General features: G+C 64.3%; 21 protein-coding genes, 1 tRNA gene and 1 pseudogene. 12 read left to right on the top strand and 11 right to left on the bottom strand.

Annotated elements, in window-relative coordinates; translation table 11 throughout:
- Nucleotides 1-40: 40 nt before the first annotated feature.
- From AC1RMD_RS09375 to AC1RMD_RS09360, 4 genes are read left to right on the top strand one after another with little or no spacing between them, the layout of a single operon-like run.
- Complete coding sequence (locus tag AC1RMD_RS09375) at nt 41-1,072, top strand: ABC transporter permease (protein WP_492926368.1); 1,032 nt, start codon at nt 41-43, stop codon at nt 1,070-1,072.
- Nucleotides 1,069-2,058, top strand: a complete 990-nt coding sequence (gene yjfF, locus AC1RMD_RS09370) for a galactofuranose ABC transporter, permease protein YjfF (protein ID WP_492925903.1) — start codon at nt 1,069-1,071, stop codon at nt 2,056-2,058. The genes AC1RMD_RS09375 and yjfF overlap by 4 nt, the downstream gene beginning before the upstream one ends.
- Before the next feature lie 12 nt (nt 2,059-2,070).
- Nucleotides 2,071-3,033, top strand: a complete 963-nt coding sequence (locus AC1RMD_RS09365; protein ID WP_492925901.1) for a glycoside hydrolase family 43 protein — start codon at nt 2,071-2,073, stop codon at nt 3,031-3,033.
- A 56-nt stretch (nt 3,034-3,089) separates the two neighbouring features.
- Nucleotides 3,090-4,028, top strand: a complete 939-nt coding sequence (locus AC1RMD_RS09360; RefSeq protein ID WP_492925899.1) for a LysR family transcriptional regulator — start codon at nt 3,090-3,092, stop codon at nt 4,026-4,028.
- Here AC1RMD_RS09360 and AC1RMD_RS09355 read toward each other — a convergent pair.
- Entirely contained in the window at nt 4,025-4,447 is a 423-nt protein-coding gene (locus tag AC1RMD_RS09355; protein WP_492925897.1) for a response regulator, read from the bottom strand. The genes AC1RMD_RS09360 and AC1RMD_RS09355 overlap by 4 nt on opposite strands.
- Complete coding sequence (locus AC1RMD_RS09350; protein WP_492925895.1) at nt 4,440-4,943, bottom strand: GAF domain-containing protein; 504 nt, start codon at nt 4,941-4,943, stop codon at nt 4,440-4,442. Before AC1RMD_RS09350 ends, AC1RMD_RS09355 begins: the two co-directional genes overlap by 8 nt.
- A 120-nt stretch (nt 4,944-5,063) precedes the next feature.
- Between AC1RMD_RS09350 and AC1RMD_RS09345 the strand changes: the two genes are divergently transcribed.
- Nucleotides 5,064-6,002: a bifunctional helix-turn-helix transcriptional regulator/GNAT family N-acetyltransferase gene (locus tag AC1RMD_RS09345; protein ID WP_492925893.1), complete on the top strand. Its 939-nt coding sequence runs from the start codon at nt 5,064-5,066 to the stop codon at nt 6,000-6,002.
- Nucleotides 6,003-6,093: 91 nt separating this feature from the next.
- Nucleotides 6,094-8,508 carry a penicillin acylase family protein gene (locus AC1RMD_RS09340; RefSeq protein WP_492925891.1) on the top strand — a complete coding sequence of 805 codons (2,415 nt, stop codon included), beginning with the start codon at nt 6,094-6,096 and terminating at the stop codon, nt 8,506-8,508.
- Here the strand turns inward: AC1RMD_RS09340 and AC1RMD_RS09335 are convergent.
- From AC1RMD_RS09335 to AC1RMD_RS09320, 4 genes are all read right to left on the bottom strand, one after another.
- Complete coding sequence (locus AC1RMD_RS09335) at nt 8,444-9,664, bottom strand: acyltransferase family protein (RefSeq protein WP_492925889.1); 1,221 nt, start codon at nt 9,662-9,664, stop codon at nt 8,444-8,446. The genes AC1RMD_RS09340 and AC1RMD_RS09335 overlap by 65 nt on opposite strands.
- Nucleotides 9,665-9,807: 143 nt before the next feature.
- Nucleotides 9,808-10,614, bottom strand: coding sequence for a LytR/AlgR family response regulator transcription factor (locus AC1RMD_RS09330; protein WP_492925887.1), 807 nt, complete (start codon nt 10,612-10,614; stop codon nt 9,808-9,810).
- On the bottom strand, nt 10,602-11,678 hold the full coding sequence (locus AC1RMD_RS09325; RefSeq protein WP_492925885.1) for a sensor histidine kinase: 1,077 nt from the start codon (nt 11,676-11,678) through the stop codon (nt 10,602-10,604). The genes AC1RMD_RS09330 and AC1RMD_RS09325 overlap by 13 nt, the downstream gene beginning before the upstream one ends.
- A 48-nt stretch (nt 11,679-11,726) precedes the next feature.
- The gene (locus AC1RMD_RS09320; protein ID WP_492925883.1) at nt 11,727-13,361 is read right to left on the bottom strand and encodes a Na+/H+ antiporter; all 1,635 of its coding nucleotides are present in this window, start codon (nt 13,359-13,361) and stop codon (nt 11,727-11,729) included.
- Between the two features lie 115 nt (nt 13,362-13,476).
- On the opposite strand from AC1RMD_RS09320, the gene AC1RMD_RS09315 reads away from it, so the two are divergent.
- From AC1RMD_RS09315 to AC1RMD_RS09305, 3 genes are all read left to right on the top strand, one after another.
- Nucleotides 13,477-13,552: transfer RNA gene (locus AC1RMD_RS09315), tRNA-Gly, on the top strand.
- A gap of 171 nt (nt 13,553-13,723) precedes the next feature.
- A complete protein-coding gene (locus AC1RMD_RS09310; RefSeq protein WP_492925881.1) occupies nt 13,724-14,686 on the top strand; it encodes a chemotaxis protein in 963 nt (320 codons plus the stop codon).
- 91 nt (nt 14,687-14,777) lie between these two features.
- A complete protein-coding gene (locus AC1RMD_RS09305; protein ID WP_492925879.1) occupies nt 14,778-15,359 on the top strand; it encodes a DJ-1/PfpI family protein in 582 nt (193 codons plus the stop codon).
- A 12-nt stretch (nt 15,360-15,371) separates the two neighbouring features.
- Here the strand turns inward: AC1RMD_RS09305 and fghA are convergent, their stop codons facing one another.
- Complete coding sequence (gene fghA / locus AC1RMD_RS09300) at nt 15,372-16,217, bottom strand: S-formylglutathione hydrolase (RefSeq protein ID WP_492925877.1); 846 nt, start codon at nt 16,215-16,217, stop codon at nt 15,372-15,374.
- 85 nt (nt 16,218-16,302) lie between these two features.
- Between fghA and AC1RMD_RS09295 the strand changes: the two genes are divergently transcribed.
- The 3 genes from AC1RMD_RS09295 (at nt 16,303) to AC1RMD_RS09285 (ending at nt 19,445) form a co-directional block, all read left to right on the top strand.
- A complete protein-coding gene (locus AC1RMD_RS09295) occupies nt 16,303-17,490 on the top strand; it encodes a cation:proton antiporter (RefSeq protein ID WP_492925875.1) in 1,188 nt (395 codons plus the stop codon).
- Nucleotide 17,491: 1 nt separating this feature from the next.
- Entirely contained in the window at nt 17,492-18,610 is a 1,119-nt protein-coding gene (locus tag AC1RMD_RS09290; protein ID WP_492925873.1) for a YbdK family carboxylate-amine ligase, read from the top strand.
- 157 nt (nt 18,611-18,767) lie between these two features.
- Complete coding sequence (locus tag AC1RMD_RS09285) at nt 18,768-19,445, top strand: PEP-CTERM sorting domain-containing protein (protein WP_492925871.1); 678 nt, start codon at nt 18,768-18,770, stop codon at nt 19,443-19,445.
- 147 nt (nt 19,446-19,592) lie between these two features.
- Here the strand turns inward: AC1RMD_RS09285 and AC1RMD_RS09280 are convergent.
- The 4 genes and pseudogenes from AC1RMD_RS09280 to AC1RMD_RS09265 form a co-directional block, all read right to left on the bottom strand.
- Nucleotides 19,593-19,859: pseudogene (locus tag AC1RMD_RS09280) on the bottom strand (ORF6N domain-containing protein); the annotation flags it as partial.
- A gap of 186 nt (nt 19,860-20,045) precedes the next feature.
- Entirely contained in the window at nt 20,046-20,318 is a 273-nt protein-coding gene (locus AC1RMD_RS09275) for a hypothetical protein (RefSeq protein WP_492925869.1), read from the bottom strand.
- Nucleotides 20,319-20,405: 87 nt separating this feature from the next.
- A complete protein-coding gene (locus AC1RMD_RS09270; RefSeq protein ID WP_492925867.1) occupies nt 20,406-21,383 on the bottom strand; it encodes a gamma-glutamyl-gamma-aminobutyrate hydrolase family protein in 978 nt (325 codons plus the stop codon).
- 62 nt (nt 21,384-21,445) lie between these two features.
- Entirely contained in the window at nt 21,446-22,345 is a 900-nt protein-coding gene (locus AC1RMD_RS09265; protein WP_492925865.1) for a LysR family transcriptional regulator, read from the bottom strand.
- Between the last annotated feature and the right edge of the window lie 190 nt (nt 22,346-22,535).

The following is a 22,535-nucleotide window of genomic DNA, read 5'->3' as shown; positions in this document are numbered from 1 at the left end:
CGCCGCTGCGCCCAGCCCCACCTTACCATCGACTGCATCCATGTTTGTCCACCATCCCTTATTCCGTCCGCTGGCCGCGCTGGTCTTGCTGCTGCTGGTGGACCTGCTGCTGGTTCCCGGCTTCTTCCACCTGGAGATCAAGGACGGCCACCTGTACGGCAGCCTGATCGACATCGCCAACCGCGCCGCGCCGCTGGTGCTGGCGGCCCTTGGCATGACGCTGGTGATCGCCACGCGCGGTATCGACATCTCGGTTGGCGCGGTGGTCGCGATCAGCGGCACCGTCGCCTCGATGCTCATCGGCGGCACGATGGTGATGCAGAACGGTGTTCCCGAGTACGTCGCCAACACACCGATGGTCTGGGCCTTGTGCGCAGCCATGGGCGCGGCGCTGCTGTGCGGCGCCTGGAACGGCCTGCTGGTGGCCGGCCTTGGACTACAACCTATCGTCGCCACGCTGATCCTGATGGTGGCGGGACGCGGCCTGGCGCAGCTGTTCACGGACGGCCAGATCGTCACCGTCTACTACAAGCCTTTCTTCTTCCTCGGCAGCGGCTACCTGTTTGGATTGCCGTTCTCGCTCTACATCGTTGGCGCCGTATTCCTGGTCACCGCGCTGTTGATGCGCAAGACGGCGCTGGGCCTGTTCATCCAGGCGGTCGGCATCAATCCGGTCGCCGCGCGCCTGGCGGGCTTGAAGACTGCGGTGCTGATCTTCTTCGTCTACGTATTCTGCAGCGCCTGCGCCGGCCTGGCAGGGCTGATGATCAGCGCGAACATCAAGAGCGCGGACGCCAACAACGCCGGCCTGCTGCTGGAGCTGGACGCCATCCTGGCCGTCACGCTGGGCGGCACCTCGCTGGCCGGCGGAAAATTCAGCCTGGCCGGCAGCGTGATCGGCGCGCTGATCATCCAGACGCTGACCTACACCATCTACTCCCTCGGCCTGCCGCCGGAAATCAACATGGTCGTCAAGTCGGTGGTGGTATTCCTGGTATGCCTGTCGCAGTCGGCGGAATTCAAGAACATGTGGCGCGCCTTCCGCGCCCGGACTAAAGGTGGCGCAGCATGAGCTCCATGATACTTCGCGGGCGCGCCTGGATGGCGTCGCCGTATTTCACTTCGCTGGTCACGGTGCTGCTGCTGATCGTGCTGCTGGCGGCGGGTGGCGTTGCCTATCCCGGCTTCCTGTCCTTGCAGGTGCTGTTCAATCTCCTGATCGACAACGCCTTCCTGCTGGTGATCGCGGTCGGCATGAGCTTCGTCATCCTTTCCGGCGGCATCGACCTGTCGGTAGGCTCGGTGCTGGCGCTGACGACGATGATCTCCGCCTGGCTGCTGCAAAGCTGGCATCTGCCGCCCTTGCTGGTGATCGTCATCGCGCTGACGCTGGGCGCTGGCTTCGGCGCGGCGATGGGTGCGATGATCCACTACTTCAAGCTGCAACCGTTCATTGTCACGCTGGCCGGCATGTTCCTGGCGCGCGGCCTGTGCTACCTGATCAGCATTAACTCGATCACCATCGACGATCCGCTGTATGTCGCCATGTCGCAGACGCAGTTGCCGATACTGGGCGGCTTCATCTCGCCCGGCGCGCTGATTGCGATGCTGACTTTGGCAGCGGCGATCTACGTCGCGCACTGCACGCCGTTTGGCCGCGCCATCTATGCGGTCGGTGGCAACGAGCAGTCGGCGTTGATGATGGGCTTGAGGGTAGGGCGTACCAAGGTGCTGATCTACGCCTTCAGCGGCTTCTGCGCCGCGCTGGCCGGCGTGCTGTTCTCGTTCTACATGCTGTCCGGCTACGGCCTGCACGCGCAGGGCACGGAGCTGGACGCCATCGCGGCGGTGGTCATTGGCGGCACGCTGCTCAGCGGTGGCTACGGCTACGTGGCCGGTTCGCTGTCGGGCGTGCTGGTGCTGGGCACCATCCAAACGCTGATCGCCTTCGACGGCACTCTCAGCTCGTGGTGGACCAAGATCGTCATCGGCGGCCTGCTGTTCGTATTCTGCGTGGTGCAGCGCTTGATGGCGCTGGGCGCAAAACATAAAAAATAACTGGAGAGACTTTTGAAAATCAAGCTGACTAAATTCGTAGCCCTTGCCATGGCGGGCCTGGTGCTGAGCGCCGCGCAGGCGGCCAACCCGCTTTTCCCCAAGCTGTTCACGGCCGATCCATCGGCGTACGTGGAAAACGGCACCGTTTACCTCTACGTCGGCCACGACGAAGCCACGCCAAAAAGCCCGGACTATGTGCTGAACGAATGGCGCGTCTACACCAGCTGCGACATGAAGAACTGGACCGACCGCGGCTCGCCGGTGCAGGCTTCCACCTTCAAATGGGCCAAGGGCCACGCCTGGGCCGCCGACATCACCAAGCGCGATGGCAAGTACTACTTCTATTCGACCGTCGACCACGCGACCATCCCCGGCCACGCCATTGGCGTCGCCGTCTCCGACAGTCCGACCGGCCCGTTCGTCGATGCACGCGGCTCGGCGCTGGTCACGAACGACATGACATTGCAAACCCCGATCGCCTGGGACGACATCGACCCGGCCATCTTCCAGGACGACGACGGCCAAGCCTATCTCTACTGGGGCAACACGGTGCTGAAGTACGCCAAGTTGAAGCCGAACATGATCGAATTCGACGGCCCGATCCAGACCGTCGGCATGGACATGTTCACCGAAGCGTCCTACCTGCACAAACATAACGGCACATACTATTTATCCTATTCCCGCAACTTCCCGGAAGAGACGGCGTACATGACCGGCCCGAGCGCCACCGGCCCGTGGCAGTATCGCGGCGTGATCATGTCGAAGAACGCCAAGGTCAAGACCATCCACCAGGCCATCATCGATTTCAACGGCAAGTCCTATATCTTCTATCACAACGCCAAGCTGCCGGGCGGCGCCGAATACCGCCGTTCGGTCGCGGTCGAGGAGTTCCGGTACAACGCCGACGGCACCATCCCGTTCATCAAGCAGACCAAGGAAGGCCCTGACGCCAATCCTTCCGCCGCATGCAAGTGATACCGCTACAGTCGGTATGCCATCAACATCAATACCGATTGTGATATCATTTTTCCATGGAAACTAACCCGAACTGGTTCTTGCGCGCGCGCCTCAAAACGCGCCAGCTGCTGCTGCTGATCGCGCTCGACGAACAACGCAATATCCACCGTGCCTCGGAAGAGCTGCACATGACGCAGCCCGCCGCCTCCAAGCAGTTGAAGGACCTGGAGGAGATGCTGGGCGTGCAGCTGTTCGACCGCCTGCCGCGCGGCATGGAGCCGACCATCTACGGTGAAACGATGATACGCCACGCCCGCATGGCGCTGACCAGCCTCTCGCTGGCGCACGAGGATATCGTCGCCATCAAGGCCGGTTTGTCGGGGCAAGTGGACATCGGCACCATCATGACGCCGGGGATCGCGCTGCTGCCGCAGGCGATCACGCGCACCAAGCTGCAGGCGCCCAAGCTGCGCATCGGCGTGGAGATGGAGCAGTCCAACATCCTGCTGGAGCAGTTGCAGCGCGGGCGGCTGGACTTCATGATCGGCCGGATTCCCGAGCGCCAGAGCGCGGAGGGTTTGAGTTACGAGGAACTGGGCGACGAACCGGCATGCGCGGTGGTGCGTCCCGGTCATCCGCTGCTGAAGGCGCGCAATCTGTCGCTGCGCGATATCGCCAGCCAGCCGTGGATCCTGCCGCCGCAAGGCAGCATCCTGCGGGCGCGCTGCGAATTGATGTTCCGCCGCGCCGGCCTTGAAGTGCCGGTCAACGTGGTCGATACCACCGCCGTGCTGCTGATTAAACCGCTGTTGCAGCAGACGGACGCGCTCAACGTCATGCCGATCGCCGTCGCCCAATACTACGAATCGCAGAATGTGCTCAACATCCTGCCGATCGAACTGCCGTGCCGCATGGACGCCTACGGCATCATCACGGTGGATGGCCACATCATGTCGCCGGGCGCCAGCCTGCTGTTGAAGGCCGTGCGCGAAGTGGCGAAAGAGATGTTTTAAGGTTTATGCGGCGCCAGCTGCTCGAAGCTGGCGAAGGCGTCCAGCAGCACCTTGGCGCGGAACGGCTTGAGGATCACGCGGCTGACGTGGCGCTGGCGCAGGTCGCTCAGCAGCTCGGCGGTGGCGTTTTCCGCCATGACCGCGATGGGGATGCCGCTGTTGCTGGCATACAGGCCCTTGCGCACCCGGTCCAGCAAGGCCAGGTTGTAAGTGCAGCCTGGCAGCGAGCCGCAGTCGATCGAGATCACCGCGCCGTGGAAGCGGTGCTCGCGCAGCAGGCGTTCGGCCGCTTCCATGCTGGCCGCTTCGTGGATGATCCCCAGCCCCAGCGAGCGCGCCGTCAGTGCGACGGTCCGGCGCAACAGCGTTTGCTCCTCCACCAGCAGCATGTTCAGGTTCTTGCTCGCGTTCTCAGGCATGCGGCGCCTCCTGGCGTTGGCAGAGTTCTTCCAGTAGCAGGTCGCGCAGCGTCGCCAGGATGGCCAGTTCGGTCGTGTCCAGCGTGCGCGGTTTATGGTCGATCATGCACAAGGTGCCGATGGTGAAACCCGACGGCATGGTCAGCGGCGCACCGACGTAGAAGACCACATGAGGCTCGCCGGTGACGATGGGGTTATCGGCAAAGCGCGCATCGGCGCGGGCGTCGGGAATGACGAAGATGTCAGGTTGCAGGATCGCGTGGCCGCAAAAGGATGTGTCGCGCGCGCCTTCGCACGCATCCATGCCCACGCGGGCCTTGAACCATTGGCGGTTCTCGTCGCTCAGCGATATCAGCGCGATCGGCATGTCGAATTCCTGGGCGGCGAACTGCACCACCTTGTCGAAGCGCTCTTCCGGCGCCGTGTCCAAAATCAGCAGTTCGCGCAGCGCCGCCAGGCGCTCGGCGTCGTTGTCGGGGATCGGGGCGGTTTGCATGGGCATCGGCTCGGAGTCGGGTTGTTGAGACTCTAGCACCGCCGCGCCAGTCCTGGGATTTAATGTTGACTGAGTCAACAATTTGTTGCAAAATCGCTTGATGTTCCAGTCGGAGGTCGTATGCCTGTTCCTGTTTTTGATGACCGCGTCGCGGCGGTCCGTTCGTTCAACCGCTTCTTCACGCGCCAGATCGGCGTGCTGCGCGAAGGCCTGCTGCACAGCGAATACACGCTGACCGAGACCCGCGTGCTGTACGAGCTGGCCCAGCACGGCGACCAGCCGGCCGCGGTGCTGGGCCGCGATCTTGGCCTGGATCGCGGTTACCTGAGCCGCATCCTGGCCAAGTTCGAGAGCGCCGGGATGGTCTCCAAGGTGCCATCGGCCACCGACGGCCGCTCCAAGCTGCTGCACCTGACGGCGCAGGGGCGCGCCGTCTACGAGCCGCTGGAGCGCCGCTCGCGCGACGAAATCGGCGATCTGCTGGGCCGCTTCGGCGAGGCCGACCAGCTGCGCATGCTCGATGCGATGCACACCATCCAGCAGCTGCTGGACGCGGAAAGCGGCCTGAAATACGCCCAGCCTTTCGTGCTGCGCACTTTCCGCGCCGGCGACATGGAATGGATCACCCGCCGTCACGGCGCGCTGTACACAGTGGAGCAGGGCTGGGACGGCAGCTTCGAAACGCTGGTCGGCGAGATCTGCGCCGACTTCACGCAGAATTTCGATCCGGCGCAGGAGCAGTGCTGGATCGCCGAGATGGCGGGCCAGCCGGTCGGTTCGATCGCGCTGGCGCGCAGCGGCGAGGCGGGCGTGGGCAAGCTGCGCTTGCTGCTGGTGGAAGAGCCGGCGCGCGGCTACGGCCTCGGTTCGCGGCTGGTGGACGAATGCCACCGCTACGCGCGCGCCGCCGGTTACCGCAAGATGCGCCTGTGGACCACGGACCAGCAGAAGGAGGCGCGCCAGATCTATCGCAGCAAAGGCTACGTGCTGGTGGCCGAGGAGCCGGTGCACGCCTTCGGCCAGGACATGGTCAACGAAACCTGGGAGCTGGCGCTCTGACCATGTAATGACTTCGACCATGTGATTGCCTGCGTGGCCGGTTCTCTGGCACTATCCCCAACATGGCAATTTAATCAATCGTGGGGATTCTATGCAAAAGAACAGGCTGGCGGTGTGGTCCAAGCGTGTCGTAATCGGGTTGGTGGTGTTGATCGTGCTGGCCATCGCGGCGGCCTGGATGTATTTGCGCGGCAGCCTGGCGCAGCTGGAGGGCACGGTGCAGGCGGCGGGGCTGGAGGCCGGCGCCAGCGTGGCGCGCGATGAACACGGCGTGCCGGTCATCAGCGGCGGCAGCCGGCTGGACGTGGCCTACGCCACCGGTTTCGTGCATGCGCAGGAGCGCTACTTCCAGATGGATTTGCTGCGCCGCGTGTCGTCCGGCGAACTGTCCGAACTGTTTGGCGCGCGCGCACTGCCGCTGGATAAATCCCATCGCCTGCACCGCTTCCGCGCCCGCGCCGAGCTGGCGCTGGCGGCCATGTCGGCGGCCGATCGCGCGCTGCTGGACCGTTATGTGGCCGGCGTCAACGCCGGTCTGGAGAAGCTGGGCACCAAGCCATTCGAGTACTCGCTGATCGGCATGGCGCCGCGCGCCTGGTCGCCGGCCGATTCGCTGCTGGTGATCTGGGCCATGTACTTCGACCTGCAAGGCAGCCAGGAACCGCGCGAACTGGCGCGCGGCTGGTTCCGCGACCACGCGACAGACGAACAGCGCGCCTTCCTGGCGCCGGAATCGACGCAGTGGGATGCGCCGCTCGACGCGCAATTCATCGCATCGGCGGACATCGCGATTCCCGCAGCGCCGCCCGCATGGTGGGGCAAGCCCAAGGCCGACGGCAGCGCAGCGCACACCGATCCCAAGGTGGCGGCGGCGGAATTCATCAACACCGTGGGCAGCAACAACTGGGCCGTGGCCGGCGCCCGCAGCGACACCGGCGGCGCCATCGTGTCGGACGATATGCACCTCGGTATCCAGCTGCCGGCGATCTGGTATCGCGCTGCGTTGCAGTTCCCCGACGGGAAAGGCGGCCAGCGCCGCGTGGTCGGCGTTACGCTGCCCGGCACGCCGGTGGTGGTGGTCGGCAGTAACGGCCACGTGGCCTGGGGCTTCACCAACAGCTACGGCGACTATCTCGACCTGATCAAGCTCGATACCGATCCGGCCAAGCCCGGACAGGTACGCACCCAGGCCGGCTGGGAGACCCCGGTGCTGCATGAGGAAACGATATTAATCAAAGGCGAACCAGCCGCCAAGCTGGCCGTGCGCGAAACCAGCCTCGGTCCGATCCGCGAGGCCATGGGCCGCAGCTACGCCATCCACTGGGTCGCGCACACGGCGGCCGCCGTCAACGTCAACGCCAGGAACCTGGAGTTCGCCGACACGCTGGACCAGGCGCTGGCGATCGCGCCGACGATGGGCATCCCGGCGCAGAATTTTGTCGGCGGCGACGACAAGGGCAATATCGGCTGGACCATCGCCGGTGCGCTGCCGCGCCGCGCTCCCGTTGGCGTGGCCGGCACCTATCCGCTGTCGGCGGACGACCAGGCCGGTGTCTGGACCGGCTGGCTCAAGCCGGACGAATATCCGAAGATCGTCAACCCGGCGGGCGGCCAGCTGGCCACCGCCAACAGCCGCCAACTGGCCAACGCCGGCGCGGAGCTGCTGGGTGACGGCGGCTTCGATCTCGGCGCGCGCACCCATCAGGTACGCGACGACCTGACGGCACTGGGTCCCAAGACCGATGTGAAAAAAGTCTACGCCATCACGCTGGACGACCGCGCCATCTTCATGACGGCATGGCGTGAGCGCGCCATCGCGGCGCTGGACGGCAAGGCCCTCGAAGGCCACGCACAACGCGCCGAAGCGTTGAAGATGCTGAAGGAAAGCTGGACCGGCAAGGCCAGCGTGGATTCGGTAGGCTACCGTATCACGCGCGCCTACATGTACGCGCTGTACGACATCCTGTTCGAAAGCGCCAATGAGCAAATGGCGAAGGTCGATCCCAAGTCCACCATGGCGGCGGTGACATCGCGCTGGCCGGTGGTAATGGCGCGTGTGCTGGACCAGCAGCCGGCCGCCTGGCTGCCGCCGCAATACGCCAGCTGGCAGGCCTTGCAGCTGGCGGCGCTGGACCGCGTGATCGCCGATCTGACCAAGGACGGCAAGCCGCTGGCCAAGGCCACCTGGGGCGAGCGCAATACGGCGGCCAGCGCGCATCCGTTTGCGGCGGTGGTGCCGGTGCTGGGCAAATACCTGAAAGTGGCGCCGGACATGCTGTCCGGCGACCAGCACATGCCGCGCGTGGCGGGGCCGGGCTTCGGCCAGTCGGAGCGACTGACGGTGTCGCCGGGCCATGAAGAGCAGGGCATCTTCAACATGCCGGGCGGGCAGAGCGGCCATCCATTGTCGCCGTACTTCCTGGATGGCCGCGGCGATTGGCTCAGCGGGCGGGAATCGCCGCTGCTGCCTGGTCCCGCGACGCATACGCTGACGTTTGTGAAGTAGCGCGGCCAAGGCCGAACAGTGGGCGCAGCACGGCGACGCGGCGCACCACTTCGAACACGCCGAAGCTGATGGTGAAGGTCAGCACGACCAACACCACGCCTTCGATGCCGGGCGCCATCTTCACCGGCTTGAGCCAGTGCGCCATGCCGACGATCAGCGTCTGGTGCACGATGTAGACCGGGAACACGGCTTCGGTCAGGTAGCGGCGCTTGGCGCTGTCGAAGGCCAGGTGGCGATGGCCGAAGCCGCAGATAGCCATGATCGGCGCCCATTGGCCGAGGCAGATGATCATGCGCAGCAGCGGCTTCAGTTGCGCGATGACAGGCAGGTTGGCCACCGGTTCCGGCATCGCGTTCAGGACCACCACCACCACCCAGCTGAACAGCCACAGTCCCAGGCTGGTCCAGCGCAGCTGGTCCACATTGGCCCAGAAGCCCTTTTGCAGCGCCAGCATCACGCCCATCACGAACAGGAAGAAGTAGTGGGCGTGGTTGTACCAGTCGTTGACCAGCGCGTGGGTCTCGGGGAAGTACTCGACCAGCGCATAGCGGGCGACGAACAGCACCAGCACCGGCAGCGCGATGATCTTCCAGCCGGTCAGCTGGCGGCCCAGCATGGCGGACCACGAGCGCAGGCGCTCGGCGCCGGCCAGCGCGGCCACGCCGCCGATCACCATCGTATAGGCCCACAGGTAGACCACGAACCACAGATGGTTCCAGGTCGGCAGGTCGAGGCAGCTGCCGTCCTTGCAGAAGCCGTGGTAGCCGCTGACATACAGGCGCATGAAGTCGGCGTAGCCGCCGGCGTAGTTGAGCTTTTCGATCACCTCGAAATACGGCTGCGGCGGCACGATCACCAGCATGCCGAACACCAGTGGCACCAGCAGGCGCCAGCTGCGCTGCTTGAGCAGGGCGCCGACGCGGATTTTCTGCAGCATGAAGGCGGTGGCGACGCCGGAGATCACGAACAGCAGGCCAAGCCGCCACGGCGAGGACAGCATCATCAACGGCTCGATGGCGTCGCTGGCGTACGGGCTTTTGACGTGCCAGCCCCAGCTCACGTAGTACATACCGGTGTGGTAGAAGATCAGGACGAAGAAGGCGAAGATGCGTATCCAGTCGAGGAAGTACAGGCGGTTGTTCTCGGTGGCGTTCATAGGGCTGGCTCCAGGTTGAATGAAGCCAGTCTAGCGAGGCCCCGCGGCCGGCGTCCAGCGCGCTGGGGCGAACCGGGATGCCGGCGGGGCGAGCCGGCTTATCGGCCTGATTGCTGCCCGGCGTCGGCGTCCATCAGGACAGGTTAACAGGACGGCGGCCGTTCCGGCGCACGGATAGCCGACGGTGGCGCCTGCAGGCGCGCCATCACTTCGGCACGGTACTGGCGCGAGCAGGGCACGCGCACGCCGCTGCGCAGCACCAGTTCGCCGTCTCCCTTGTCGAGGTGCTGCACGCTGGCGATCCAGTCCAGCTGCACGGCGGCGCGCCGGTGGCAGCGCAGGAAGCGCGGGCCCAGTTTGTCGACCAGGCCGGCCAGGGTCTGGCGCATCAGCGGCTGGCCGTCGGCCGTGTGCAGCACGACGTAGTTGTCGGCCGTTTCTATCCACTGGATCTGTTCGACCTTGACGATGCGGGTGCCGCCCCGTTCCGGGATCAGCAATTGGCTGATGGCGGGCAGCGGATGCGACGTGGCTGGAGTGGGTTCTTCGACGGGCGTTGGCGGCATGGGTTGGACGGATAGGGCGGCGCGCTGCTGGGCGAGGCGTTCGCGCACGCGCTGGAGGGCGCGTTGCAGGCGCTGCTGGTCGTAGGGTTTGAGCAGGTAGTCGATGGCGTTGGCGTCGAAGGCGCGGATCGCGTATTCGTCGTAGGCGGTGACGAACACCACCAGCGGCGCCGGCGCCGGTAGCGAGGCGGCGACTTCCAGGCCGGTGATCTCCGGCATCTGGATGTCGAGCAGCAGCAGGTCGGGCGCGAAGCCGGGCAGGCGCTCCAGCGCTTCGACGCCGTCGCGGGCTTCGTCGATGGCGCTGATGTCCGGCTCCAGCTCCAGCAGGCGGCGCATCTTGTCGCGCGCAGGGCGCTCGTCGTCGACGATCAGGACACGCATGGCAAGCGCATTTCTGCCCGCACGCCGGCGGGCGACAGCTGGATCAAATCGAAGGAGGCGCTGGCGCCGTGCAGGGCCGCCAGCCGCTCGCGCAGGTTGCGCACGCCGATGCCGCCGCCGGGGCGCGTGTCGGGCGCGGCGTCGGCGGCCGGCAGCATGCCGCCGTCATCCTCCAGCCGCAGCAGCATCGCGCCTTGCTCGCGGCTGGCCGAGATGGTGATGCCGGTGGCCTGGCGGCGCCGTTCGACGGTGTGCTTGAAGATGTTCTCCAGCAGCGGCTGCATGCTCATCACCGGCACCTGGCAGCCCAACAGCGCATCGTCGATATGCCAATCGATGTGCACGCGGTCGGAAAACCGTTCGCTCATCAGGGCCGCGTAGCCGCGCAGCAGGCGCAGCTCCATCTCCAGCGTGACCTGGTGCTGCTCGCTGACATCGAGCGTGGCGCGCAGCACGTCGGCCAGCTGGATCAGCATCGCGTCGGCGCGCGCCACGTCGCTGTGCATCAGCGAGGAGATGGTGTTGAGGGCGTTGAACAGGAAGTGCGGCTGCATCTGCTGGGTAAGCCGCAGCAGCTGGGCTTCGCGCAGCGAGGCATTGGTGCGCTCGACGCGCAGCTTCTCGTTCTGCATCGCGTGATAGGACAGCACGCCGAAGGTGATCAGCGTGAAGGTGAAGAAGAACACCGTCATCTTGATGTCTTCGTACAGAAAGGTTTCCGGCCACGGCGTGTGGGTGTAGACATCGCCCGCCATCCAGTAGACCGCGTGACGGATGCCGAAGGCCAACGGCACGAACATCACCCAGTAGATCGCCAGCCACACCAGTTGCCGCTCGAACCAGCGCAACGGCTGCGCCACCATGTGGTCATATTTGCGCGTGAAATAGCGCTGGGACAGCAGCAGCAGCGTGCCCGTCACGCACGACGAGGTCTCCCACAGGATGGGTTTCCATATGTCGTGATGGCCGTCGCGCAGGTAGTCCTGTACTGCCGTGACGTTCAGCAGCAGCCAGAACAGGCCCCAGGCGATGGCGAGCAGCAGGTGCGAGCGCTTTTTTAGCATGCCCAGATGATTACCGATTCTTATCAATACGTCAATGATCCAGGCGGACTAGCGGTAGCGCGCCTCCATCAGGTCGATCTCGCGCACCAGCTTGCGCGAGATCTCGTCGGAGATGTGGTCGTGCCGCGCCAGCTCGTAGACGGCGTGCCGCTCCGCCGCCATTGCCGCCAGCCGCAGTTCCTTCTCGGCGTGGTCGGTCTTGCGCCAGGCGGCCTCGTTGCCGGGATCGACTTCGCGCAGCTTGTGCTGGTAGAAGGCGATGATGCGCGCCGCCGCTTGCGGATACACTTCGGGGTCGATGCAGGACTCGGCCTCCATCAAGGTGATCTGTGCCTGCTCGATGGCGACGATGGCGGCGTTGGCCGCAGCGCGCCGCGCCAGGTCTTCCTCCTGCTGCTCCTCCGGCGAGGCCGGGAAGGACATGCCGGCCAGCAGGCGCGGCAGGCCCAGGCTGGCGACCAGCAGCGACACCAGGATCACCGAACAGGCCAGGAAGATGGTCAGCGCGCGCGCCGGGAAGGGCGTGCCGTCGGGCATGGACAGCGGCAGCGTCAGCACGCCCGCCAGCGTGATGGCGCCGCGCGCGCCGGCCAGCGTGGTCGCCAGCAGCAGGCGCGGATTGATCTTGATGCGCGGCTGGTTGCGGATCTTCTGCTTGTAGATGGTCAGCCGCAGCGACGCCCACACCCACAGCATGCGCAGCACCAGCAGGCCGACGTTGATGGCCACCGCATACACCGCCAGCCACCACGGATTCAGATGGCCGCTCTCCTCGATGGTGGCGCTGGCGCCGCGGAAGATGTCCGGCAGCTGTTCGCCCAGCAGCACGAACATGATGCCGTTCAGCGCGAACTGCACCGTGTCCCACACGGCCGAGCGCTGGATGCGGGTGTTGGCCAGCGTGTGGCCGCCCAGCTCCGCGTAGCTCATGGTGATGCCGGCCGCCACCGCCGCCAGGATGCCGGAAGCGTGCAGGCGTTCCGCCACCAGGTAGGCGCCGAACGGCAGCAGCAGGCTGACCAGGATGGGCGAGCCGGTCGGTTCGCCGTAGCGGCAGCTGAGCCAGTACTGCGCGCGCGTCACCAGCATCGTCACGGCGACGCCGGCGCCGATGCCGGCCACCACCAGCCACAGGAAGGTGAGGGTGGCGGTGCTGATCGAAAACGCGCCGGTCAGCGCGGCGGCCACGGCGAAGCGGAAGCACACCAGGCCGGAGGCGTCGTTCAGCAGCGATTCGCCCTCCAGGATGTGCATCAACCGCTTGGGGATGGGCGTGGTGGCGGCGATGGCGCTGACGGCGACCGGATCGGTCGGCGAAATGATGGCGGCCAGCGCGAAGGCGACCGGCAGCGGCATGGCGGGGATCAGCCAGTGGATCAGGAAGCCGGCGCCGACGACGGTGAAGATCACCAGCCCCAGCGCCAGCTCCAGGATGGTGCCCTTGTCGCGCAGCAGGCCGCTCTTGGGAATGCGCCAGCCATCGAGAAACAGCAGCGGCGGCAGGAACACCAGGAAGAACAGGTCAGGCTCCAGGTCGACGCCGCGGGTGGACTTGGCGGCGATCAGCGCGCCGAGCGCGATCTGCACCAGCGGCAGCGGCACCGCGCGCGGCAGGAAGCGGGTCAGATAGGCGCTGGCCACCACCGCCAGCAGCATCACCAGCACGACTTCGATCGAATCCATCCCCATTCCTTCATCATTGCGAAATGTTTGCCAGCTTACACTATCGATGGTTTTGTAAAAAGTTGAAGCTGAGCACTAGCAAAGTCGAGATCTTTCTGTCATAATTTTGTCTTCTGCGGGAGTAGCTCAGTTGGTAGAGCGCAACCTTGCCAAGGTTGAGGTCGAGAGTTCGAGACTCTTCTCCCGCTCCAGAATTCGGTAGCACATTAAAAGGAAGCCCGCGGGCTTCCTTTTTTGCGTTTGTATGGCCGGCAAACGTTGTATCTCGTGCTGTAAAACAATATCTCTACTCTCAAAGTGTGACGGGGGCAGTGGCAGCCGCTATACTTGCTACGAAGCTACCACCGACGGAGACGAAATCTATGAAATCAGTTCAGCAGGAAGTTGATGAGCGCAGTAACCTGACCAACTCCAATAAATTCGAACTGCTACTGTTCCGCCTTGGCGGCGATGCCAACGGCGAACATTCCGAGTTGTTCGGTATTAACGTCTTCAAAATCCGCGAAATCGTCGCGATGCCGGAAGTGACCGCAGTGGCCGGATCCCCGCCACATATGCTGGGCGTCGTCAATCTGCGCGGACAAATCATCACGGTGCTGGATTTGCCTGGCATCGTCGGTGTGACCCCGAAAACCGGTCTGAACATCATGTTGGTCACCGAGTTCGCCCGCACCACCCAGGCGTTCGCCGTGGAATCGGTGGATGAGATCGTGCGCCTGGACTGGAGCCAGGTGCTGACCGCCGAAGGCACAGCCGGCGGCAAGGTCACCAGTATCGCCCGCGTCGACGGCGACGTGCAGAACACCCGCCTGGCGCAGGTGCTGGACGTGGAAACCATCCTGCGCGAGCTGGTGCCGTCCGAAGGCAAGGACGTCGATCCGGAAACCATCGGCCCGAAAGTCATCCTCAAGCCGGGCGCCGTGATCCTGGCGGCGGACGATTCCGTGGTCGCCCGCAACCTGATCGAAAAGGGCCTGGAAGCGATGGGGGTGCACTTCATCATGACCAAGTCCGGCAAGGAAGCCTGGGATCGCCTGCAGCACATTGCCGACGGCGCCAAGGCCGAAGGCGTGCCGATCACCGACCGCGTGGCGATGATCCTGACCGACCTGGAAATGCCGGAGATGGACGGCTTCACGCTGACCCGCCTGGTCAAGCAGGATGCGCGCTTCTCCAAGATTCCTGTCGTGATCCATTCCTCGTTGTCGGGCAAGACCAACGAAGACCACGTCAAGGGCGTGGGCGCCGACGCCTACGTGGCCAAGTTCTCGGCCGAGGAGCTGGCCGGCACCATCCGCACCGTGCTGGCCAAGGCCGCTGCGTAAGCACGCCGACGCGAACAAGGGTACTATCGAAGGGCCGTGACGGCGACGTCACGGCCCTTTTTTAGTTTTTCATTTCTCGAAAGGATATACCGTGGCGGCTAAGAAAATATTGTTTCTGACGGGCGACTTTGCAGAGGACTACGAAACCATGGTGCCGTTCCAGGCGCTGCAGATGGTGGGCCATACGGTGCACGCGGTGTGCCCCGACAAGCGGGCCGGCGACACCATCAAGACCGCGATTCACGACTTCGAGGGCGACCAGACCTATACGGAAAAACCGGGCCACCTGTTCGCGCTCAACGCCAACTTCGCCGACGTCGACGTGGCCAATTACGATGCGCTGATGATCGCCGGCGGCCGCGCGCCGGAATACCTGCGGCTCAATCCGCGCGTGATCGAGATCGTCCAGCAGTTCGCCGCCGCGAACAAGCCGATCGCCGCCGTTTGCCACGGCGCGCAATTGCTGGCGGCGGCCGACGTCATCCGTGGCAAGACCATCTCGGCTTATCCGGCCTGCTCGCCGGAGGTCAAGCTGGCCGGCGGCAACTATGCCGACATTTCGGTGGACCAGGCTGTCACCGACGGCAACTTCGTCACCGCGCCGGCCTGGCCTGCGCACCCGGCGTGGCTGGGCCAGTTCCTGCAGCGCCTGGGCACGGAAATCAAGCTCTAGATCAAGTCGGCGCTACAGCGCCGCCAGGCAGCGCGCGTGGAAGCGGATATGGTCTTCCATGAAGCTGGCGATGAAGTAGTAGCCGTGATCGTAACGCGCATGCCGCCGCAGTTCCAGCGGCTGCGCGGCGGTGCGGCAGGCCGCTTCGAACACTTCCGGATACAGCTGCTCCTTGAGGAACTTGTCGCCCAGCCCCTGGTCGATCAGGATGCCGGCCGGGAAGGGCGTGTGCATGCGCGCCATCAGCAGGCTGGCGTCGTACTGTTCCCATGCGCTGGCGTTGTCGCCGAGGTAGCCGCTGAAGGCTTTCTTACCCCACGGGCACATCGACGGCGCCGCGATCGGCGCGAAGGCGGAGACCGAGCGGAACAGGTCCGGCCGTTTCAACGCCATCGTCAGCGCGCCGTGGCCGCCCATCGAGTGGCCGCAGATGCCGATGCGTTCGGCGTCCACCGGCAGTTCCTCCACCACCAGTTCGCGCAGCTCGTGGATGTAGCTGTACATGCGGTAGTGCGTGGCCCACGGTTCTTGCGTGGCGTCGAGATAGAAGCCGGCAGCGACGCCGAAATCCCAGTTGTCCGTTTCGCCATCGACGCCGGCGCCGCGCGGGCTGGTGTCCGGCGCGATCAGGATCAGGCCCGCTTCGGCGGCGGCGCGCTGGGCGCCGGCCTTGACCATGAAAGTCTCTTCGTTGCAGGTCAGCCCGGCCAGGTAGAACAGCGCCGGCGCGCGGCCTTCGGCGGCCTTGACTGGAATGAAGACGGAGAAGCGCATCGGCAGGCCGATTTCGCGCGATGCGTGTTGGTAGAAGCGCTGCACACCGCCAAAACAGGCGTGTTCGCTGATTAGTTCAAGCATGTTGCTCCCTTATGTCTCTTAGCGCACAGTCAAAACGCGAGTAATTGTACAGAATTGTACAAGTATCTTTTAAAAGGAGAAGTACATGCCGGATATTCAGGTCTTCATGGCCGAACTAGGCTGGCCCCTGGCGATAGCGCTGGCTTGGCTGTCGGGAGAATTCATACACCGCTGGACCCGTTTGCCGCGCATCAGCGTCTATGGCCTGGTCGGTTTTTTAATGGCGCAGGCGTTTCCCACCGCACTGACCAGCGGCGCCTCGAGCACCGTGACGTTGTTGGCCAACCTGGCTTTCGGACTGATACTGTTTGAATTCGGTTACCGCATCAACCTGCACTGGTTGCGCATCAATCCCTGGATCGCGGTCAGCGGGCTGGCCGAATCGGCCGCCACCTTCGGCGTGGTCTATCTGATTTCGCACCTGACCGGCATGCCGCCGCTGACCTCGCTGTTGCTGGCGTCGCTGGCCATGTCGACCTCGCCGGCCGGTGTGCTGCGCGTGATTAACGAGGAAGACAGCTCGGGGCAGGTGACCGAGCGCGTATTGCACCTGGTGGCCATCAACTGCGTGTTGGCGGTGTTCGTGTTCAAGGTGGTGGTGGGCTTCTGGGTGTTCCAGACTTCGGGCAGCTTGACGCAGGCCGTGTCGCACAGCCTGATCGAATTGCTGATGTCGGCCGTGATGGGCGCGGTGCTGGGCTTTATCGTGCCGGCCGTGCTGCGCCGCCTGGGTGCCATCGCGCAGGACGGCACCGTCGCCTTCGCCATGGGCGTGGTGCTGCTGGTGGCGCTGGCGCATGCCTTCGACGTCTCGCCGGTGCTGGCGACGCTGACCTTCGGCCTGGCCGCGCGCCACAGCCGGGTCGCGTTCAGCCGCACCGAGCGCAACTTCGGCGGCATCGGCGAACTGCTGACGGTGCTGCTGTTCGTGTTTGCCGTCTCCACGCTGGAGTGGGATCGCGTGGTGGCCGGCGCCGGCCTGGGCGTGGTGCTGGTGCTGGCGCGCTTCCTGGTCAAGGCGGCCGCCGTGGCGGCGTTCGCGCATGTCGGCGGCATCTCGTGGCGCAAGGGCGTGCTGACCGGGATCGCGCTGTCGCCGATGTCGGTGTTCGTCACGCTGCTGCTGGAGCAGACCCGCTACATGGGCATTGTATTGGTCGACGAACTGGCCGCGCTGGCGGCCATGACGCTGTTGCTGGAAGTGGTAGGCCCCATCATCACGCAGCGGGCGCTGATCTGGGCTAACGAAACCGCCGCTAAAGAGGAGCATTGACATGCCATTGGAACCGTTCAAATCATCGCAGCCGCTCACCATGGGCGTGGAGCTCGAGCTGCAACTGGTCAGCCTGTCGGACTTCGACCTGACCGCGTCCAGCCCGGACTTGCTGCACCTGTTGAGCCGCAAGCCGTTTCCCGGCAACGTCACGCCGGAGATCACCGAGAGCATGATCGAGATTAACAGCGACGTGCACACGCATCACAGCGAGCTGGTGTCGCAGTTGCAGGTGATCCGCGACACGCTGGTGCAGGCCGGCGAGCAGCTCAACATCGGCATCTGCGGCGGCGGCACCCATCCGTTCCAGAAATGGTCGGAGCGCCGGATCTTTGCCAAGCCGCGCTTCAAGGAAGTGTCGGAGCTGTACGGCTATCTGGCTAAACAGTTTACGATTTTCGGCCAACACGTGCACATCGGCTGCGCCTCGGGCGACGACGCGCTGTTCCTGCTGCATTCGCTGAGCCGCTACGTGCCGCACTTCATCGCGCTGTCGTCGTCGTCGCCGTACGTGCAGGGGAACGACACGCTGTTCAATTCGGCGCGGCTGAACTCCGTGTTCGCCTTCCCGATGAGCGGGCGGGCGCCGTTCACGCAAAGCTGGTCGACCTTCGAGAACGAGTACTTCGCCAAGATGGAGCACACCGGCGTCATCAAGAGCATGAAGGACTTTTACTGGGATATCCGGCCGAAGCCGGAATTCGGCACCATCGAGCTGCGCGTGTGCGACACGCCGCTGACGGTGGAGCGGGCGGCGGCGCTGGCCGTGTATCTGCAAGCGCTGTGCCGCTACCTGCTGGAGCGCCGCGAGGAACCGCCGGTGGAGGACGACTACCTGGTCTACAACTACAACCGTTTCCAGGCTTGCCGCTTCGGCCTGGACGGCACGCTGGTGCATCCGAAGAACTACGAGAGTTTGTCGCTGCGGGAAGACATCCTGACCACGCTGCGCAAGATGGAGCCGCACGGCGCGGCGCTGGGCGGCACGGCGGGCTTGCAGCATTTGGTGCAGGTCACGCACGAGGGCAGCGACGCCCACTACCTGCGCCAGCAGTTCGACCTCAGCGGCAGCGCCGAAGGCATGGTCGACGCGGCGATCCAGCGCTTCCGCGGGCGTTGAGCCGAGCGGGGCGTGTCCATTCGGCGGCGGTACGACTATTGTTGTTATGAGAATTATTATATTGTCAAAAATAACATTTCAAGATATGATGCCAGCACTTTCAAGCCGTAATTTTTCGGCGCACGGCGCCGGCCACATCCACCCAACAGGATTACTCATGCACCTTACCGTCAAGCCGTTCGCCGTCATCGCCACTTTCGCCCTGGCCATGGGCATGTCCAGCGCTCACGCCGCGCCTTACACGGCCAGCAACATCGCCAACAATGTGCGTAACATGAGCGGCGCCGCCGCAGTGACCAGCGGCGACGACAGCAGCGTGCTGGTGACACTGCCGTTCGCCTTCAACTTCTACGGCGTCGACTACCGCACGGCGCACGTCAGCACCAACGGTTTCATCTCCTTCACCAACGCCGACGCGGCTTGCTGCACCGGCCTGAACTTCCCCAACGCGCGCATAGGCGCTGCCCTCGCGCCGGCCTGGACCGACTGGGTCGCTGCCGTCAGCAGCAAGACCACGGGCACGGTCGGCACGCAGGAGTATGTGGTGAGCTGGACCGGCGCCGAATTCGGCCACGGCGCCAACCCGGCGAATTTCCAGGCGATCCTGCATGAGGGCAGCAACAACATCGAGTTCCAGTACGGACAAACCTTCACTACCGCACACGTGCTGAGCAGCGGCATCCAGAGCGGCAGCACCGACGGCCTGAACCTGAACGCCAGCAACTTCACCGGTCGCGGCGTGCTGATCTCCGCCGTGCCGGAAGCGGAGACCTATGCGATGCTGCTGGCCGGCCTCGGCCTGATCGGTGTCGTCGGCCGCCGCCGCCGCGCCTGATTGTTGCTTGTAGCAAGATGGCGCGCCGCACGGCGCGTGCAGTGCCAGTTCCTTGTTCGACACCACCAGCTCGCGCAAGTGCACGAAGGCTCGCACCACGTAGACGCCCGTCTCAATGGCCTGCGGCGATGCGAGCACATTGGCGGCCTGGATGGCGCCATGTTCGGTGAAGGCATACGGTAGCGACTTAGAAAATTTCAATTTGGAGAGGTGGTCGCAAATTGCGACCACCTCCTGTTTTTCGGCCGCAGTGAGCTGGAACAGGAAGTCGACAGGGAAGCGCTCCTGGTTGCGCTTGACCTGTTCGTTGAGACGTTTGGTTGGTACGCCATAAAGCTCGGCCAGGTCGGCGTCGATCATGACTTTAACACCGCGTACAAGCAGGATGCGGCTTTCTATGCGAGCCAGCGGCATGGTTGGCGTGATCATGAATTGCCCCCTTGGGCCTTGGCTGGCATGCTGAGTCGGCCAGGGAAGTGCATGGATAAGAATCAGATGTGGCAAGGCTCATACTGTATCCCCTGTTTTAAGGGGGGACTAGATTTTGTGCAAACGTCCTCGTTTTATTCGATCAATAGGTAGGCCGGCATTCCAAAAAACCTACTCAAGCGTAATCGCCTTGTTCAGGCGGTTGATGACGTCGTCCGGCACGCTCTTGCTGCACATGATGTGGCGTTCCGGGCCGTGCGGCATGTCCTTGAAGTGCAGCAGGCGCAAGGTGCTGGTCTCGGCGGCGGGGGGATGGGCCATGACGTATTTGCCTTCGTCTTCGGAGATGAACATCATGTCCACCACGCCCTTGCTGACGCCGTAGGCGACATTGATGGTGTTTTCGGCGGCGCAGGGCAGTATCAGACAGCTGACAGCGATCATGGGGCGCTACGCAGACACGTCATGGGAGGCCTCGTTGGGTGTATCCCTTGAGCTTACACCCGGCAAGCGACCTCGGCCAATGTCTTCCTAGAACCGCGTCTCGCGCGCCACGCGCAGGAAGTTGTCGAGGATGGCGGTGCAGTCGAGCAGTTCGACGCCGCCGGCCTGGTGGAATTCCGGATGCCATTGCAGGCCCATGACGAAGGGCGCCTTGCGGTAGCGGATCGCCTCGATCATATTGTCCGGCACCGACAGCGCTTCCACCGCCATGTCGCGGCCCAAGGTCTTGACGGCCTGGTGATGGATGGAGTTGACCAGACCGGCGTTCTTGCCCTTGAACAGCTTGGCCAGCGAGGAGTTGGCCGGGAAGCTGACTTGGTGGCGGTTGCGGTCGTAGTCGTCGTTGACGTGGGCCAGCGAGTCGGGCACGTCGGAGGCGATGTCCTGGTACAGCGTGCCGCCGAAAGCGACGTTGATCAACTGGCAGCCGCGGCAGATGCCCAGCACCGGCTTGCCCGCTTCGACGAATTCATGCAGCAGTTCCAGCTCGTACATATCGCGCGCGCGGTCGCCGCTCCATTCGGGGCGGGTGGGCGTTTCCGAGTAGCTTTGCGGCGAGACGTCGGCGCCGCCTTGCAGCACCAGGCCGTCAAGATGCTTGGCGTAGTCGCGCAGGCGGATGTTGGAAGGGTGGAGCAGGCCGTCGGTATTGACGGTCGGGATCATGAACACCAGCACGTCGCGCGACATCACCCACTGCGCGATGGATTCCTCCAGGTATTGCAGGTTCTTGCTGCGCAGGCCGGTGGCGCCGGGTTCCGGATGGAAGATGCGGGCCGAGACGCCGATGTGCAGAGGCCGTTGGATGATGTGGCGCGTGACGGCGGCGGCGACGCGGCGGTAGCGCGCCATCAGCACGCGGCCCCACAGGCTGAAGACGGTGTCGCCGGGATCCAGATAGCTCGGCGTGCCGACCTCCGGGCGCGTGGCGCGCCGGTCGCGGTCGCTGCTGCGCCGATGTGGCGCCGGCTGTGCCTGATCCTTGTCGTCCGGTCCCGCGCTCATGCTGTCCTCGTGCCTGTCTACAGGACTGCAGTGTGCCACAAGCCAGCGCCAACAGTCGCCCGCTACAACCCCGGATTGAGTTCGCGGACCAGGGCGTCGGCGAAGGCGGTGACCAGCGGCTCGGCTTCGCGCCGGCTGGCCAGGCCGACTTTGGTGATCAGCCCGCCGTGCGACAGCGGGATGAAGCGCACGCCGGCCGGCGCCATCAGCCGCATGCACTCGGGCACGATGGCGATGCCGAGGTTGGCTTCGATCAGGCTTAGTTGCGAGGACTTACGCGACAGCACCCGCGCCGGCGTCGGGAAGAAGCCGTGGTCCAGGCACAGGTTGGCTACCAGATAGCTCAGGCCGCCCCGGTCCTTGTGCGGGATCGAGATGAACGGTTCCTTGCTCAGGCTGGGCAGTTCGATGTTGTCCAGCTTTGCCAGCGGTGAGTGCCGCGACACCGCCACCATCAGCCGCTCTGTGGTCAGCTCGCGCACCTGGATGTGCGGGTACTTGCGCAAGGTCGGCATGCGGATCAGGCCGATATCGGCGCGGCCTTCTTCGATGTCCATGGTCTGGTCTTCCGACGGCGCCATCGAGATCTCCAGTGTCGCGCCGGGGAACTCGGCCAGCAGCCGGCCCAGCGCGGCCGTCATCGCCGGCGTCAGGATCACCGAGCTGGAGTGCTGCAAGCGGATCAGGCCTTGCGCGCCCAGGCCCACCTGCCGCGCCTGGACGACCGTGTGGTCGATGTCCTCGAGGATGCGCTTGCTGCGTTCGAAGAATAGCCGTCCGGCCGGCGTCAGCTCGATGTGGCGCGAGTCGCGCGTGAGCAGCTGGGTTTGCAGCTCGTCTTCCAGCTCCTTGATCTGCCGGCTCAGCGCCGATTGCGCGACGTACAGTTTTTCCGCCGCGCGCGAGTAGCTGCCTGCCTCCACGATCTCTACAAAATACTTGAACTGTTTAAGGGAAATCAACGTTATGCCGTTTCGAGATAGTTGGACGCCGTATTTGATATTGGATTGATAAGCGTGGCGCCGGTACAGTGAGGCGTCTCTTCACCATTTACGGAAACCGCCATGTTGGAACTCATCGGAATAATCGGCGTGATCGTAAGTATTGCATTAAAAGTAATATGCGTCCAGATCGGCTGCGGGAGTGACGTCA

This window comes from Duganella sp. GW822-FHT06D06 (assembly GCF_058799615.1).
Note: the sequence above shows the minus strand (reverse complement) of the source record. Positions and strands in the feature narration are given on the sequence as shown.